This is a genomic window from Candidatus Marinimicrobia bacterium CG08_land_8_20_14_0_20_45_22 (assembly GCA_002774355.1).
GTDB lineage: Bacteria > Fidelibacterota > UBA2242 > UBA2242 > UBA2242 > 0-14-0-20-45-22.
The window spans coordinates 1-15,698 of the sequence record PEYN01000213.1 but is presented as its reverse complement, the minus strand read 5'-3'; the positions used below and the strand labels follow the sequence as shown (position 1 = coordinate 15,698).

General features: G+C 42.5%; 10 protein-coding genes. All 10 read left to right on the top strand.

Features of this window, described 5'->3' with window-relative positions:
* The first annotated feature begins 410 nt into the window (after positions 1–410).
* The 10 genes from COT43_12125 (at position 411) to COT43_12080 (ending at position 15,575) form a co-directional block, all read left to right on the top strand.
* Positions 411–2,276, top strand: coding sequence for a molecular chaperone HtpG (locus tag COT43_12125; GenBank protein PIS27106.1), 1,866 nt, complete (start codon positions 411–413; stop codon positions 2,274–2,276).
* A gap of 198 nt (positions 2,277–2,474) precedes the next feature.
* Positions 2,475–3,452, top strand: coding sequence for a GTPase ObgE (locus tag COT43_12120; protein ID PIS27105.1), 978 nt, complete (start codon positions 2,475–2,477; stop codon positions 3,450–3,452).
* Positions 3,436–4,533, top strand: a complete 1,098-nt coding sequence (gene dprA, locus COT43_12115) for a DNA-protecting protein DprA (GenBank protein PIS27104.1) — start codon at positions 3,436–3,438, stop codon at positions 4,531–4,533. Before COT43_12120 ends, dprA begins: the two co-directional genes overlap by 17 nt.
* A 24-nt stretch (positions 4,534–4,557) precedes the next feature.
* Positions 4,558–6,219, top strand: coding sequence for a hypothetical protein (locus tag COT43_12110; protein PIS27103.1), 1,662 nt, complete (start codon positions 4,558–4,560; stop codon positions 6,217–6,219).
* Positions 6,203–7,480: a hypothetical protein gene (locus tag COT43_12105; protein PIS27102.1), complete on the top strand. Its 1,278-nt coding sequence runs from the start codon at positions 6,203–6,205 to the stop codon at positions 7,478–7,480. Before COT43_12110 ends, COT43_12105 begins: the two co-directional genes overlap by 17 nt.
* Before the next feature lie 18 nt (positions 7,481–7,498).
* Complete coding sequence (locus COT43_12100) at positions 7,499–8,560, top strand: hypothetical protein (GenBank protein PIS27101.1); 1,062 nt, start codon at positions 7,499–7,501, stop codon at positions 8,558–8,560.
* 118 nt (positions 8,561–8,678) lie between these two features.
* Positions 8,679–9,143, top strand: coding sequence for a hypothetical protein (locus COT43_12095; GenBank protein PIS27100.1), 465 nt, complete (start codon positions 8,679–8,681; stop codon positions 9,141–9,143).
* Positions 9,144–9,158: 15 nt separating this feature from the next.
* Positions 9,159–12,122, top strand: coding sequence for a hypothetical protein (locus COT43_12090; GenBank protein PIS27099.1), 2,964 nt, complete (start codon positions 9,159–9,161; stop codon positions 12,120–12,122).
* A 288-nt stretch (positions 12,123–12,410) separates the two neighbouring features.
* A complete protein-coding gene (locus tag COT43_12085; GenBank protein ID PIS27098.1) occupies positions 12,411–15,302 on the top strand; it encodes a TonB-dependent receptor in 2,892 nt (963 codons plus the stop codon).
* Between the two features lie 57 nt (positions 15,303–15,359).
* The gene (locus COT43_12080; GenBank protein ID PIS27097.1) at positions 15,360–15,575 is read left to right on the top strand and encodes a hypothetical protein; all 216 of its coding nucleotides are present in this window, start codon (positions 15,360–15,362) and stop codon (positions 15,573–15,575) included.
* Positions 15,576–15,698 lie beyond the last annotated feature (123 nt).

Below are 15,698 nucleotides of genomic sequence, written 5' to 3'. Positions count from 1 at the left end.
ATTCCTCCTTGATGGGTTGGCATTTAAGTGGATTAATTGTCATCGGAATCATTTTTTTGCTACTTGAAAATGATATAGAAAATAAATTAACCAAAATTAAAGAAAGTCTAATATAAATGTAATGTTTCCTCAGCACAATGGCTTCAATTTTATATCAGAAACGAACGTCTTGTTTTAGACGATCTATAGTCTCAACATGTCAAAAACTAGGCGAAAGTTACCCAAAATATTTTAAAGTTCAATGGGAAAAATATTTTATTAGTTTAAAGGTGAATATTTTCACGATGAATCAATCCAGAGATCGAAACTGGTTTCTGTCAATCTGGCGGATTAAATTCTTGGCATGATGTTCGTTGCGCTCATCTGCGATTTTTGGAAATGTAAGTAGACAACAATATGAAAGGAAAATCATGACAAAAAATTCTGAATCCGCACCGACAACCTACGAGTTCAAAGCGGAATTAAAACAACTTCTAAATATTATCGTGCATTCGCTTTATACGCAACCCGAAATATTTCTTCGGGAACTGATTTCAAATGCTTCGGATGCGCTGAATAAAGTTCGATTTATGCAGGTTACAAGCCAACCGGTTTTGGACTCTGATGCCGAGTTAAAGATCACTATTGCGGTTGATGAAAAAAGGAAATGGTTCACCATCGAAGATACCGGAATCGGAATGACTCATGATGAATTGGTTCAGAATATAGGAACTGTCGCCAGCTCCGGTACACTGAAATTCATGGAAGAACTTCAGAAAAATGGTAAAGTACCGGATAACGATTTGATTGGCAAGTTTGGAGTTGGATTCTATTCGGTTTTTATTGTAACCGATGAGGTGATCGTGGAAACGCGACACGCGAATTTAGAATCGAAAGGTTATCGCTGGAAGTCAGACGGTAAAGGAACATTCACAATCGAAGAAATCGATCGAAAAGAACGCGGCACGAAAATTACCTTCACTCTGAAAGATGAATATAAGGAATTTGCCGAAGAGTATCGTATAAAATCCATCATTCAGAAATATTCTAATTTTGTAAACTTTCCCATCCAAATCGGCAAGGAAAAAGTCAACAAACTGGATGCGTTATGGCGTAGATCGAAGGATGATATTAAAGAAGAAGAACTCGTCGAATTTTATAAATTCATTGCGAGCGATTGGGAACCGCCGCTGGGACATTTACAAGTTTCCATCGAGGGAGCAGTAAACTTCAAGGCATTGTTATTTATCGGAACGCGGAAGCCGGAAAATTTTCTTACAGATATTCGTGAAAAAACACTTCACCTCTATGCGAATCGCGTTTTCATTCAAGATGATGCAATCGATCTTTTGCCCGAATATCTTCGGTTCGTAAAAGGCGTCGTCGATACGGAAGATTTGCCGTTGAACATTTCCCGTCAGGTCACTCAGCAGAGTCCGGCGATGGAGAAAATCCGAAATGTTCTGACTTCGCGAATTCTCCAAATGCTGGATGAATGGGCAAAGAATGATCAGGGGAAATATGAAAAATTCTTCAAGACATTCGGAATGTATTTTAAAGCCGGTGTCGGAATGGATTTTACGAATAAAGAGAAAATAGTCAAACTTCTACGGTTTGAATCGACGACCCAACCAAAAGGCGAATTGGTTTCATTAGACGAATATGTCGCAAGGATGAGACCGGAACAGAAGGAGATTTACTATATTTTAGGCGAGAATCGCGAAATAGTCGATAAGAACCCTAATCTAGAATATTTTCGGAAACATGACATTGAGGTCTTATTTATGATCGATCCGATGGATGTTTTCATCCTCCCGCAATTGGATGAATTTGATAAAAAGAAAATTAAATCCATCGATAAAGCGGACATCGATCTGAAAGAAAAACCATCCGAAAATCCAGAAGATTCTCTTGCCGAAAGTTCGCTGAATTCGCTGATTGCGGTTTTTAAAGAAACATTGGGGGAGAAAGTGGCAGACATCGTTGCCTCAAAAAGATTGGTAAATTCTCCAGCTACATTGGTTTTGGGTAAGGACAGTATCGACCAGCAGACCGAAAAGATGATGAAATTGATGAATATGGAAGTTCCGGCTCACAAAAAAATTATGGAAATCAATCCCAATCATCCGCTTATTCGGAATTTGTCTCGTCTGAACTTTGGAAATAGTAATGATCCGATTTTACGGAATACAATCGTTCATTTGTATGAATCTGCACAACTTTTAGATGGGAATTTGGCTGATCCCGGCGAATATCTGCGGCGAATGAACGAACTCTTGGTTCAAGCGACGAAGTGAGTGGAACACCGATAACGCAGAGTAGAACACAGATAGTCGCAAATAAAAAAGAGTTTCCGTGAAAATCTGCTAAATCAGAGTCATCTGTGTTCTCATTCTTCTCGGACAGCATTTTTTTGTTTGTATCTTCAGAAAATCCGTATAGTTTAAGGCAGTTATGTTGGTAGATTGAATTGAATATACTGCGAAAATAAATATATGTTTGTTGATTACACAAAAGTTTTGGTCAAATCTGGAAAAGGCGGGAAAGGAAGCGTTTCTTTCCGTCACGAAAAATACATTCCAAAAGGCGGCCCAAATGGTGGCGATGGCGGCGTAGGCGGCGATGTTATCGTCAAGGTAGAATCGAATCTTTATACATTACAAGATGTCAAATATCGAAAAAGTTATCGTGCGCATGACGGTCAACAAGGAATGGGCGCTTTGAAAAGCGGTTCGTACGCTGATTCTGTTGTAATTCCAGTTCCAATCGGAACGCTGATTACGGACGAAAAGACCGGGGAAATCATCGCCGATCTTATAGAAGATGGACAAAGCGTCATTGTCGCCAAAGGTGGCAAAGGTGGAAAAGGCAACGCACATTTTGCAACATCGACGAACCGTACGCCGCGTTATGCGCAACCCGGGCTTCCCGGCGAAGAGAAAACTTTGAGTCTGGAATTAAAAATACTTTCAGACGTTGGCTTGGTTGGATTGCCAAATGTCGGAAAATCTACATTGATCTCTAAATTGACGGCGGCTCGTCCCAAAATCGCCGATTATCCATTTACAACGCTGGTTCCTAATCTTGGCATCGTGAAATATGGGAATTATAGAAGTTTCGTCATGGCGGACGTGCCGGGATTGATCGAGGGCGCGCATCTTGGAAAAGGACTTGGACATAGATTTTTAAGACATTTGGAAAGGACGAGAGTGCTTGCGTTTTTAATCGAAGTGACCGATCCGCATCCCGATAAAACCTATCAGTTGCTCAATAGCGAATTGATTCAACATTATCCTGAATTTAAAAATCGCAGTCGTCTTATTTTATTGACAAAATCGGACATTCTGGAAGTTCCTTCCAAAAAACGAAAAATCGGCGGGGTCAATGTTATACCGATTTCAGCTGTAAGTGGTTATGGGTTGGGAACATTTGTCGATAAAGCCGTTCAAATATTAGATGGAAATGGAAAATAAACGGATATTACTGAAACTTCTTTCGGTTAACGGACTCGGTTCGCGGCGAATCGTAAATCTTCACACGCATTTCCCAAATCTGGAAGACGTTTTCGGTTCGACGGTTCGGGAACTGTGCAAAATTCCGCTGATTGATACTGTTATCGCTCAACGGATTTTACATGAATTAGACGAGACTTTTGCTGACCGGCAGATGAAAATATTGAGTCAGAATCCGTATAAAATGACGACGATTTTCGATTCGGATTATCCAGTGAGATTACTGAATATCTACGACCCGCCTACGGTATTGTTTCATTTTGGAGATTTTTCGGAAAGAGATGCCGATTCGATTGCGATTGTCGGAACGCGTCAGCCGTCAGTTTATGGGAGACAAGTGACAGCATTACTCGCCAAAGAATTGGTCAGCCAAAATATCACTGTTGTCAGCGGATTCGCGCGTGGCGTCGATACGGAAGCGCATAAAACAGTCATCGCATCCGGAGGGAGAACGATTGCCGTACTTGGAAACGGAATCGACGTCATCTATCCATCTGAAAATAGAAATCTGCGCAATCAATTGGTCGATAATGGAGTTTACTGTTCTGAATTTCCGCTTGAAACGAAACCGGACGCGGTCAATTTCCCCAGACGAAACCGTATCATTTCTGGTTTATGTCTGGGAACTATTGTGATTGAAGCCGGAGAGAAAAGCGGGGCACTGTTAACGGCATATTATTCGCTTGATCAGAATCGTGAAGTCTTTGCCGTTCCGGGAAGAATCACAGATGAAAAGAGTATCGGGACCAATCGTTTAATACAAAGAGGCGCCAAACTTGTGACCAACATTGACGATGTTTTATCTGAAATTGAATCTATTCGGAAATTTTCAACGGCTCCAAAACAAATGGAGATGCACTTTTTCTTGGAAGGAGAAGAAAAGCGAGTTTATGAATCTCTTACGTCAGAGCCGATGCATATAGACGCTATTTCGGAAAAAATCGGTAAACTGTCCTACGAAGCGCTTACCACTTTATTGGCGCTGGAAATTAAAGGAGCGGTGCGGCAGGTTGCCGGGAAAAATTTTGTGAGAGTAGGTTAAAATACGAATAAACAAAATCACATCTTGGCTGTAATCGGAAAATTCTACGGTATTTCACTTTTACTGATTGTGTTAACATTGAATTTGACAGCACAAGACATTTGGAATAAGCCGGTTCGTCTGTATCGAATGGGAGATTGGATTTCGTATAAAAACTGCAATTACCCAACAAGTCTAACAGAAGGCAACGAATATTATTATTTTGGCACGAGCGGCGGCGTTGTTCCATTCCAAAAGTATTCTCGTCGCTGGGAGGAACCTTATACGACAAGCGATGGAATGGCGGGCGATTCTGTCACAGCCGTATATTTCGATAAAACCACGAGTTATCTCTGGGCGGCGCACGAGGCTGGAATAAGTTATCTTACACCAACAGCGGATCGTTGGGTTAACTACATCAATCCACAGTGGCGAATCGATCGATTCGGTGCGGACAATAATTCTCTTTGGGCGAAGACGATCGATGGCGCATATCACCGAATTTCAAGACTTGGCGGCGACTTGCAACCAAGCGAATTCCAATTGCCTGAAGATGTTATTTGGGCGCCTTCAAATTTAGATCCTCTGCCAAACTTTGGTCTATACGCAATCAACGCTGATCTGCAATTTGATATGAAAGGGGTTATCTTCGATCAGGATTTCAGGGAATTCCCTATATGTCTTTTCCATTCCACAATTGGAAAAGACGTTTATGGAGGAGCATGGGGACTCGGAATGATCACGGGTGACGATAATGTTAAACGATTGAATGTAACACCGATGGGTCCGCTTCAAAATTCCATAACATCTCTCATGTTAACAGATAGTGGAATTTGGATGAGCAATTCCATACCTGATGGAAATCGAGTTTCTAACAGGACGGGAATCAGTTTCCTCAATTTTTCCGACTGGACATGGAAATACAATGAAACCTATCTCGTTCAAGAATTAGCGACGACGCAAGTATTCGACATTAATTATCGCAATCGGCGTCTGTGGATCGGAACGGATATGGGATTGGTTATTCACGACATGGAAAAAGATCAATGGAAGCGAATGGGGATGACCAAAGGACTTTCGGATGAAATCGTGACGACGATCGGACTGGAAGATTCGCTGGCGTGGATCGGGACGCCGCACGGTCTGACGCTCATTTCGCTTCCCGGTTTCAAAACGCGCCGCGTTAATTTATCTCCATCGAAAATCCCTGTTCGCATCCAAAAAATTGTCGTTGGAAAAGATTTTATCTGGCTCGGAACCGATAATGGGATTTATTCCGTTGATAAAAAGAATCATTTTGTTCGGCATTTCGACGCTTTTGGCGATGAAGTGGAATTGAATGAATTGATTAGTGGAAATTTTTCAGGAATTGCAGTGTCGGATTCCGTCGTGATTTTTAGTCGTCAGAACATCTTAGTCAAATATGCGCCTTTCTTGGATGAATGGGATATTTTACAATATTCCCACGAACAAGAAGTGGTCACGATTTTTGACATGGCAATTGAAGACGGATATTTATGGTTAGGAACCGATTTCGGCGCTTTGTTAATTCGCCTTTCGGATAATTACTTGGAACGGTACACGACCGTAGATGGATTGGCAGGCAATCATGTCTATAAAATTAACATAGATGGCGAGTGGGTTTGGTTTGGCACGGATAGAGGGTTAACCCAATATCATTGGAGGTTATATGCTTCGAAAAATTAATATTCTATTTATTTTTCTAATTATAACAGTTCAGATGATTCTGGCGCAAGGAAAAGAACAGAACATGAATTTTAAACCGGATGAACCGGATGCGCCGTTTTTTTATTATGATGTGATAGAATATCCGTTGCTTAGTCGTGATTCGATCAACATTGAAATCATTATCAAAGCGCCGTTCGATGCCTTTCAATTCGTGAAAAACGAAACGGGATTTACGGCAAATTACGAGGTTTCCGTTTTATTGCTTAACGAAAACGAGATTCAAGCCGCATCGAAAATCTGGAAACAAACCATTCACACCCAAAAATATGAGGAGACCAATTCTCAAGAACATTTTGATGTCAGTAAAATCACGTTCCGGGTTGATCCGAACAAATTCTTTCTGACACTCGGTATTTTGGATATGGATACGCGAAAGAGCGGTTACCGAAAGAAGGCGATGGATTACAAAGATTTTTATGCCAAACCTGTCGTTCTGAGTAAAATAAATATCATTGAAAAAGTCGTTTTGGGTGAAGATGGCATGTCCGAAGAAATTCCTTCGGTCATCGGTTCGATAACCGACGATTATCCTGATTTTACTATTTCATTTACCGTCCTTTCTGATGGCGGAAAAGGAACCATTCGGTATATCATTTACGATCAGAAAAATCAGGCCGTCACCGAAGGAAAATTCGATCGTGAATTTCAAAAGGGATTAACACAAGAAAAGTTGACAATTCCCAAAGAAAAGATGACGTTCAACCGGTATCGTCTCGAAGTTATTATCAAAATTGGAAACAATGAGACAAAAGGTGAACGATTATTTCAGCTTCGCTGGCTGGGCATGTCTAATCTGATCGATAATCTTGATCAGGCGATCGAACAACTGAAATATATTGCCTCGAATAGTCAAATCAGGGCGATGAAAAAGGCAAAACAGGAAGCGAAAAAAGAGTTGTTTGTCAATTTTTGGGCAAAACGTGACCCGACTCCAAACACTTCCGATAACGAATTGATGAACGAATATTATAAACGTATTCACTATACGATTGAACATTATTCAGGATTCATGCCCGGATGGAAAACCGACATGGGGATGATTTTTATTCTATTTGGTCAGCCGAATGACATCGAGCGTCACCCGTTTGAAGTTCAGACGAAACCTTATGAAATTTGGTATTACTATGAAATCAATCGTTCGTTCATTTTCGTCGATGAATCAGGATTCGGCGAGTATCGTCTGATTACGCCGTATTACGATCTGCAACCTAACTACTGAGGAGTTTAGGGAAAGGAAATGAGCAATCGTCGTATAGCGCTTATTCCCGGAGATGGAGTCGGACCGGAGATTTTTGCACAGGTGGTGAAAATTATTGAGGCGCTAAACCGGAAGTGGAATTTGGAAATCGACGCGAAAATTTATCCATATTCAGCGGAGAATTACCTCCGAACTCGCATCACGATTTCCGATTCATTTCTGGATGAAATACGCAAGAATTTCGATGCGGTTTTTGTCGGACCGTTTGGCGATCCGCGTGTCCCGGATAATCGTCATGGACGCGAAATCATTGGCAGAATTCGCGAAAAATTGGACTTGAACCTGACAATCTATCCTATCAAACTTTACGCTGACTGGCTTTGTCCTATCTCTGGATTACAAGATAAAAATATAAATTTAATTATCGTTAAAGAGAACATGGAATACAGCGAAAGTCTAATCAGCAGTTTGACGAATCAGGGAAGGAGTTCGGAACTCGCTATAGAGACAAAAGTTTTTACCTACTCCGGCACGGAGAGATTTTTTCGTGAGGCGTTAACCATTTCTAAGAATTTCGGCAGAAACCGCGTTTGTCTTGTTGATAAAAGCAACGTGTTTCCTTCCTCCAGATTACTATTTCAGCGGGTGCTTGATTCTGTTATTAAGGAATTTCCCGAACTTTCTGTGAATTATTTGACAGCAGATCTGGCACTTTACGAATTACTCCAGAAGCCATCCAAATTTGACGTCATTATCTCGACCGGGTTATCTGGAGACGAAATGTTCCAAATTGCGACGTTTCTGATCGGCGGACACGGATTATCTTATAGTTGCGAAGTAGGGCTTGATCGCCAGATTCTGTATCGCGTTATGCAGAATTCATCACCACGGATTGCCGGACACGATTCAGTCAATCCGCTGGGTGCCATTCTGGCGTTAAGTCGATTGTTAAAGCAACTTCATCTTCCACAGGAATCCAAAATCGTCGAAAATGCTGTTCAGGATTTAGTGATGCAAAAAGCCGTGACGCTGGATCTGAACGGCATTTTGACGACACAGGAAACGGGATTCCGGATCGTCGATTTTATCAATGCAAGTTAATTCGAGTAAAAACTCGAATAATTCTCAAAAATATTTCGATAAAAGAAACTGTGTAAGATATTTTTGTTTTCCGATATTTTTCATTATATATTTCTGACAAAATTGAAGGAATTGATTTATGCGTCATTTTAAAATTTTCTGTCTTCTCTTGCTGTTCGCTTGCAAGCTTTTTCCGCAAACAAATGCTGTTGAACGCGTCGATTTTTCCGTCAAGGATAAGACAATCGACATTCGTTACAACCTGAATGGAAACCCGAAAGTGAAATACCAGGTTTCAGTCGTACTGTTACGCAGAGACCAGCCGGATTTTCAACTCGTTCCAAAAAAGGTTATGGGCGATGTTGGTAGAGGTAAATTCGCCGGGCAAAACCGTTCGATCAAATGGGATTTTTCTGACGAGTTACAATTGGGGGCGAATATCGCCGATTATTATTTTCAGGTAACTGCCAAACCGGTTAAAAACCGCACGCTGTTATACGGCGGAATCGGATCGGCGATCATCGTCGGGACCGTTGTTGCGATCCTTATCGGTGTAGAACCCGAAGGAAAACCAATAGATTTGCCGCCCACCAGACCGAATTAATAAACGAGGAAGATCATGAAGAAGATATTTTTTATTATCGTTTTATCCATATTGTCAGTCATACTTTTTGCCGAAGAGAAACCGCAAATTGCGCCGTTGAATCCGGATTTTATCCGTTATCAGAATCAAAAAATATTAGGAAAACCAACGGCAGAATATTCCAGTGAAGGTTATCTGCTTGGTGAAATTCCGCCGCCGTTCCTGCCAAGTTTTGCCGGCTTTTCTCCGGATTCGTTTGATAAAGCTGTTATAACTGATCCGGTTTTTGATTTAAGAACAGCTGGGCAGGGGGGGACATCTCTCGTTACTTCGGTCAAGGACCAAGGAGATTGCGGTTCATGTTGGACTTTCGCGACGATGGGCTCCATCGAATCCAAATGGAAAAAAGAAGGACTCGGCGACTTCGATCTCTCTGAGGAGAATTTGAATAATTGTCATGGATTCGAACTCGCACCTTGTGAAGGTGGAAACATCGAAATGGCGATGGCATATTTTACGCGAAGATCCGGCCCGATTCTGGAATCCGAAGCGCCTTATACCGCGAGCGAAGGAACTTGTCCAACCGGATTTCATGAAATTGCCTATCTCTCTGATCTGCGCCAACTTCCAAACGATTCCAGCACAATCAAGCAAGCGTTGCTCGATTATGGCGCGCTCTATACAAATATGAGGTGGGAAAACGGTTCTTACAACCGTGACGATTTCACTTATTGTTATAGCGGTTCAGTCGATTCATCGACGAATCATGCAGTTTTGATCGTAGGTTGGGATGATACCAAAGTGACTTCCGGAGGCACCGGTGCATGGATCATTCGTAATAGTTGGAGTGCGAATTGGGGCAAAAATGGATTTTTTTACATGTCTTACAAAGATTCTTTAGCCAATTCGTCTGTCGGTTATTTTCCATCAAGACTGGACTATAATTCCAGCGTTCGCGTACTCGGGTATGATGATCTCGGTAACACGACTTCACTTGGTTATGGCGGAATTTCCGGTGCAGGATTGGTTCGACTGATCACTAATGGCGCCATGGTTGTTCAGAAAATCGGAACTTGGGTGACCGGCGCGAACGCTTATATCAAGATTGATATTTACGATGATTTTGATGGTATCACATTATTGGATGATGATTTGATCGGTTCGATTTCTTATCAAACCTGCAAACTTCCGGGTTATTATATGTTCGATCTACCGACGCCGATTTCTTTCAAAAAGACATCCGATTTCTACGTCAAAGTTAAGTACCAAACAAACAACTACAACTATCCCATACCGGTTGAATCGATTTCAGAAGGTTATTCTAACCCAACGTTAGAAACGGATAAGTGTTGGATCAGTTCGAGTGGCTCAGTATGGACAAAGATCGGAACTGGAACAGAGAGTCTTTATGATTTGTGCATTAAAGCCTATGGCGCGGCGCCGACGATTTCTATTGCGTCGCCGTGTTCTGGAGAAAAGTGGCCAACTGGCTACGTCAGGAACATTGAATGGATTTCTCAGAATATCGCGAATGTAAAAATCGAATATTCAGTCGATAACGGAACGATATGGCTTCCTGTTGTCGCTTCTACGCCAGCGGCGTCTGGTAATTATGAATGGACGGTCGCCGATGATGCTAATGCAACATGTCTCGTCCGCATCAGCGACGCCTCGAACGCCCTCGTTTCGGCGGTCAGTTCGGAATTTGCAATATTTTCATATCCACAGGAATTTCGCGCGTCGAAAAATGTCAACTTTGGAAATGCTGACAATACGGAAAACTACAAGATCGTTGGAATGCCCGGAGCCGATCAGGTGGCAATATCTAAATTTCTCGAAGGGAAATCGCCGCGTGACTGGAATGCCTGCTGGGATAACGGCGATTTGACGAATTACCAGATCGAATATGACGGTTCCGAAACCTTCAAGTTTCAACCCGGACGCGCATTCTGGATTCTCGCACGGAATCCGATGAAAATCTCGAAAGAAGTTACCGCAGTTCAATTAACGTCCGATCTGACCTATTCTATTCCGCTTCATGACGGTTGGAACCTGATTTCGAGTCCGTTTACAAAAAGCGTGAATTGGACGGATGTTCAATCAGAAAACAGTTTGGCTTCAAACGCAGTTATTTATAGTTGGAATGGCAGTTGGTCTCAACCATCGACATTCGATCCGTACGTTGGATATTATTTCTACAATCAAAATAGTCTGGCCGAATTGGGTATTCCGTTTAATGTTACCGCGGCATTGACAAAGACGGTTTCTTTACCAATAATCGCTGAAAAACATTTGGCGCTTACACTATCCGATGATGAAGAGGAACTTTCATCCGTTTTCATCGGCGAAGATGCTACTGCCAAAGACGGTTTTGATGAGAAGGATTATTTCTGTCCGCCTTCGGCTTTCGAAAAGGTAAGAATGTTCATTGAAAAGCCGGAATTATCGGATCAATACAAATCGTTTTCTGTAGAACATCGATCGGCTATCCGAGTTGGAAGTCAATTTGATCTGCGCGTCATCAACCGTACGTCTAAAAAGATCGCGTTGAAAATCATCGGAGTCGAAAACTTCTCCGATCTTGAGATTGCTTTAATAAACCGGCAAACGAATAAGGTAGATCGGCTAACCGCTAACGCTTCGGTCGCGATTCCGGCAAATTTAGTTGACGGGCGTTACCTGTTGGTTTTCGGAAATCAGCAGACGATCGAAGAACTGGTCAAGAGTCTGACGCCAAATACTTTTCGGCTTTCGCAAAACCATCCGAATCCATTCAACCCGATGACGACCTTCAGATACCAAATTCCCGAAGTCGCGACGGTTAGTCTGAAAATATTTGATGTTCTCGGAAACGAAGTGACAACATTGATCAATGAAACGAAACCGGCGGGTGAGTATCAGATCGTATTTGACGGAACGAATATTCCCAGCGGCATCTATTTTTACAAATTGACTGCCGGGAAATATTCCGAGACACGAAAGATGATTCTGATGAAATAATGGATTTTCAACCGGATAAATTTCGGAATCCGCCGGGGGCGGAGTTGAAGATTATTGAATAAAATCGTTCACGATGACGAGTGAAATAGTTGTCGTGAACGATTTTTTTGCGATTTTTTGCGTAAAAATATATTTTCATCGGTGTGTATCTTTTTCTTTGCAGTTCTGATTAGGAGTACTATATTTTGTTCGTGAGTTTATTCTTAACTCAATATGATGTTATGGCAGTGACAAATGGCGAGCTAAGAGGATCGTTGAAACAACAATAAAACAGCATGGGAGGAAAAAATGCGGAAGAGTCTTTTGGAAGTAATGTTTTTAATGATGTTGATCCCTGTTTTGGTTTTTGCGCAGAACGGTGTCATCGAAGGGAGAGTCACTGACCGTGCGACCAGTGAAGGCATCGTTGGTGCGAATGTAGTTGTCGAAGGCACGGAATTGGGAGCGGCAACAGATGAGGAAGGGATTTTCACCATTTCCAACGTTCCAGCTGGGAAAGCGAAATTTTTTGTATCGGTAATCGGCTACCGCAAAGTCACAAGAGAAGTCTCGGTAACTGCGGGAAAGACGATCAAAATTGATGTGCAGTTGGAAAGTGAAACTCTGGAACTGGGCGCTTTGGAAGTTCTTGCATCCAGAGCGACACGTTCAACGCCGGTTGCTTACACAAACGTTGAGAAACTGGATATGGAGTTAAAACTTGGTTCGAGAGATATCCCGATGGCGCTCACGACAACACCCAGTGTCTATGCAACGGAACAAGGCGGCGGCGCTGGCGATGCGCGCGTGAATGTTCGCGGTTTCAATCAGCGTAACGTTTCTATCATGATCAATGGCGTTCCGGTCAATGATATGGAAAACGGATGGGTTTATTGGTCGAACTGGGACGGCGTTGCAGATGCGACCTCATCGATCCAGATGCAACGCGGTCTGTCGGCTGTTAATCTTGCGGCTCCGTCAATCGGCGGGACAATGAATATACTGACCGATCCGACGAAAATGAAACGCGGCGGGATGGTCAAGCAAGAATTCGGCAGTGGCGACTTTCTGAAAACGACGGTGAATTATAATTCCGGTCTGATTGCCGATAAGTTTGCGGTAAATGGAACTGTCGTTCGTAAAACAGGTGAGGGCGTTATCGATGGAACATGGACGGACGCCTGGGCATATTATTTCGGTTTGAGTTATGCCGTCAATAAGAATAACCGGCTAGAATTATTTGCTCTGGGCGCTCCTCAGCGACATGGTCAAATGAGATACGCACAGAATATTGCCGCGTACTCTCATGACTTGGCAAAAGACACTTTTGATAAATCGGTTTTAGACGCCGATGCCGATGCGAACGGTGTCGCCGATGTTTTTGATAAGTTTCCGGAAGTAGGTCGCGAATACAACGAAAACTGGTACAAAATCAGCAGTGATTACAAAGGAAAACAGTATTTTTACATGTATGGTGATGAGACCGTAGATCGTCAGTATTCGGGCTATATGAATGAGATCGAAAACTATTTTCACAAACCACAGGTTAATTTAAACTGGTATCTGACTCTCAATGAAAAGACACGGCTATCTTCGATATTCTACTACTCTGGCGGCTCCGGCGGCGGCTCAGGAACGTTTGGCGACCTACTAAAGGTTCCTTCTGGCGTTGGAACGGAGTATCCTTCCCAGATCATGGATTGGGATGCCACAATTGCCATGAATGAAGATATTGTAAATAGTAAAGGAAAAGCCAAACCGGCAGGTGAGGCGGTAGGGTTCCTCCGCAATAGCGTGAATCAGCAATGGACGATTGGTGCGATTTCCAAATTGAATTACGATTTCAGCAAGGCAATGAAAGTTCAATTTGGCCTAGATTGGCGGACGGCTTCTATAGATCATTTCAGAGAAGTGCGCGACTTGTTGGGTGGAGATTATGCCATCAATGGTCAATATGATAAGTATGCCTCTGATGTCGAGAAACGTTATAAGAAATTTTATAATGAATTTGATAGCGTATATGTGAATAATGTTTTTGATCTCGATGCCACTCTTACGAAAGCGACTCGGGAATTAGCTGGAAAGATTTATTATAATAATACGAATACGATTGACTGGCTCGGTTTTTTTGCGCAGGGCGAATATAAAAAGAACCTGTTCTCTTTGTATGCTATGGGCGGCTTCTCGATGATTAAATACAGTTTAGTCGATCACTTCAAGAAAGAGGCAAATCATCAAGCTTCTTATGTAGAAGCTACAGACAATGGCGAACTGAAAATCGTTTCGGATTGGATTAGCGCCATCCAATTTAAATCTGGTGGTTTGTACAAACTCTCTGAAAATATGGATGTTTTCGCCAATTTCGGTTATGTCGAAAAAGTTCCAATTCTGGATAATGTCATCGACGATGTTGAGATTGCTCTCGCTCCGGACCCAACTAACGAGAAATTCATTAGCACAGAATTGGGCTGGAATGGTCGCGCGTTGGCAGACAAATTAGCCATAAAGATCAATGCTTACAACACGATGTGGAAAGACCGTAATGTAGTCAAAGCGGTTACATCCGGCGCGGGTACTAGCGGTGACACTGATTTGATCTTCCTGACCGGAATGAATCAAACACATCGCGGCTTTGAGTTGGAAGTTGCCTATCAGCCGGTTTCTTTGGTACGTTTTGACGGTGCGGTTTCCATCGGCAAATTCCAGTACACGGACGACGCCGAAGGAACTTATAAAGATGTCGAAGCTGATACAACTGCGAAATACACTTATGCGATCAAAGACCTGATGGTCGGTGATTCTCCGCAGTCTATTTATTCGTTCACTACAACCGTATATCCGATTCGCGGACTGACGGTTCAGGCGACGGTAAATTATTATGATCGTTACTGGGCGGAATGGGATCCCACCAGCCGGATCATCGGCATAGATGGTATCGCGGATCGCGAACAAAGCTGGCAGGTTCCCGCTTACTCGAATATTGACGCTCACATTTCATATAATATTCCTGTTTCGTTTGTTGGTGTCCATTTCCAGGTTTTCTGTCATATTTTCAACCTGATGGATGCGCTTTACATTCAGGATGCTATTGATAACAGCCTGTACAATGCTTACGGAACAAAAGCACATCAAGCAGACGACGCTGAGGTATTTGTCAACGCTCCACGGCGGATTAATTTTGGTTTAAATATGTCCTTTTAACCATTCCTTTTCATCGTTTATCAGGAAGGGCTGGGCAACCAGCCCTTCTTTGTTATTGTGAGGGTTGATTCTGTCATTCTGAGCCATAGAGACAGATGGAAAAGGAAAGGACAAATCAAACAGGAATTGAAACGGTGGATTAGCGTAAATAAACGACCGTGGCGAAGTTGGAACGAAGTGGAAATCCCGCTTGCTGGGAATCTTGGACAAGAATACTCAATCTCTCCAGGATTCTTCGTCGTAACGTATTTTATCCATTCCAAGAGGTTATGATTCTGGATTGATTTTACTCTTAATGTTCCACTCCTCAGAATGACATGTTTCGACTCCGTCGAAAGCGTCAACGCGGTTGACGCACTCCATATAAATAAAAAAGCCGCCCTCATCAGGCGGCTT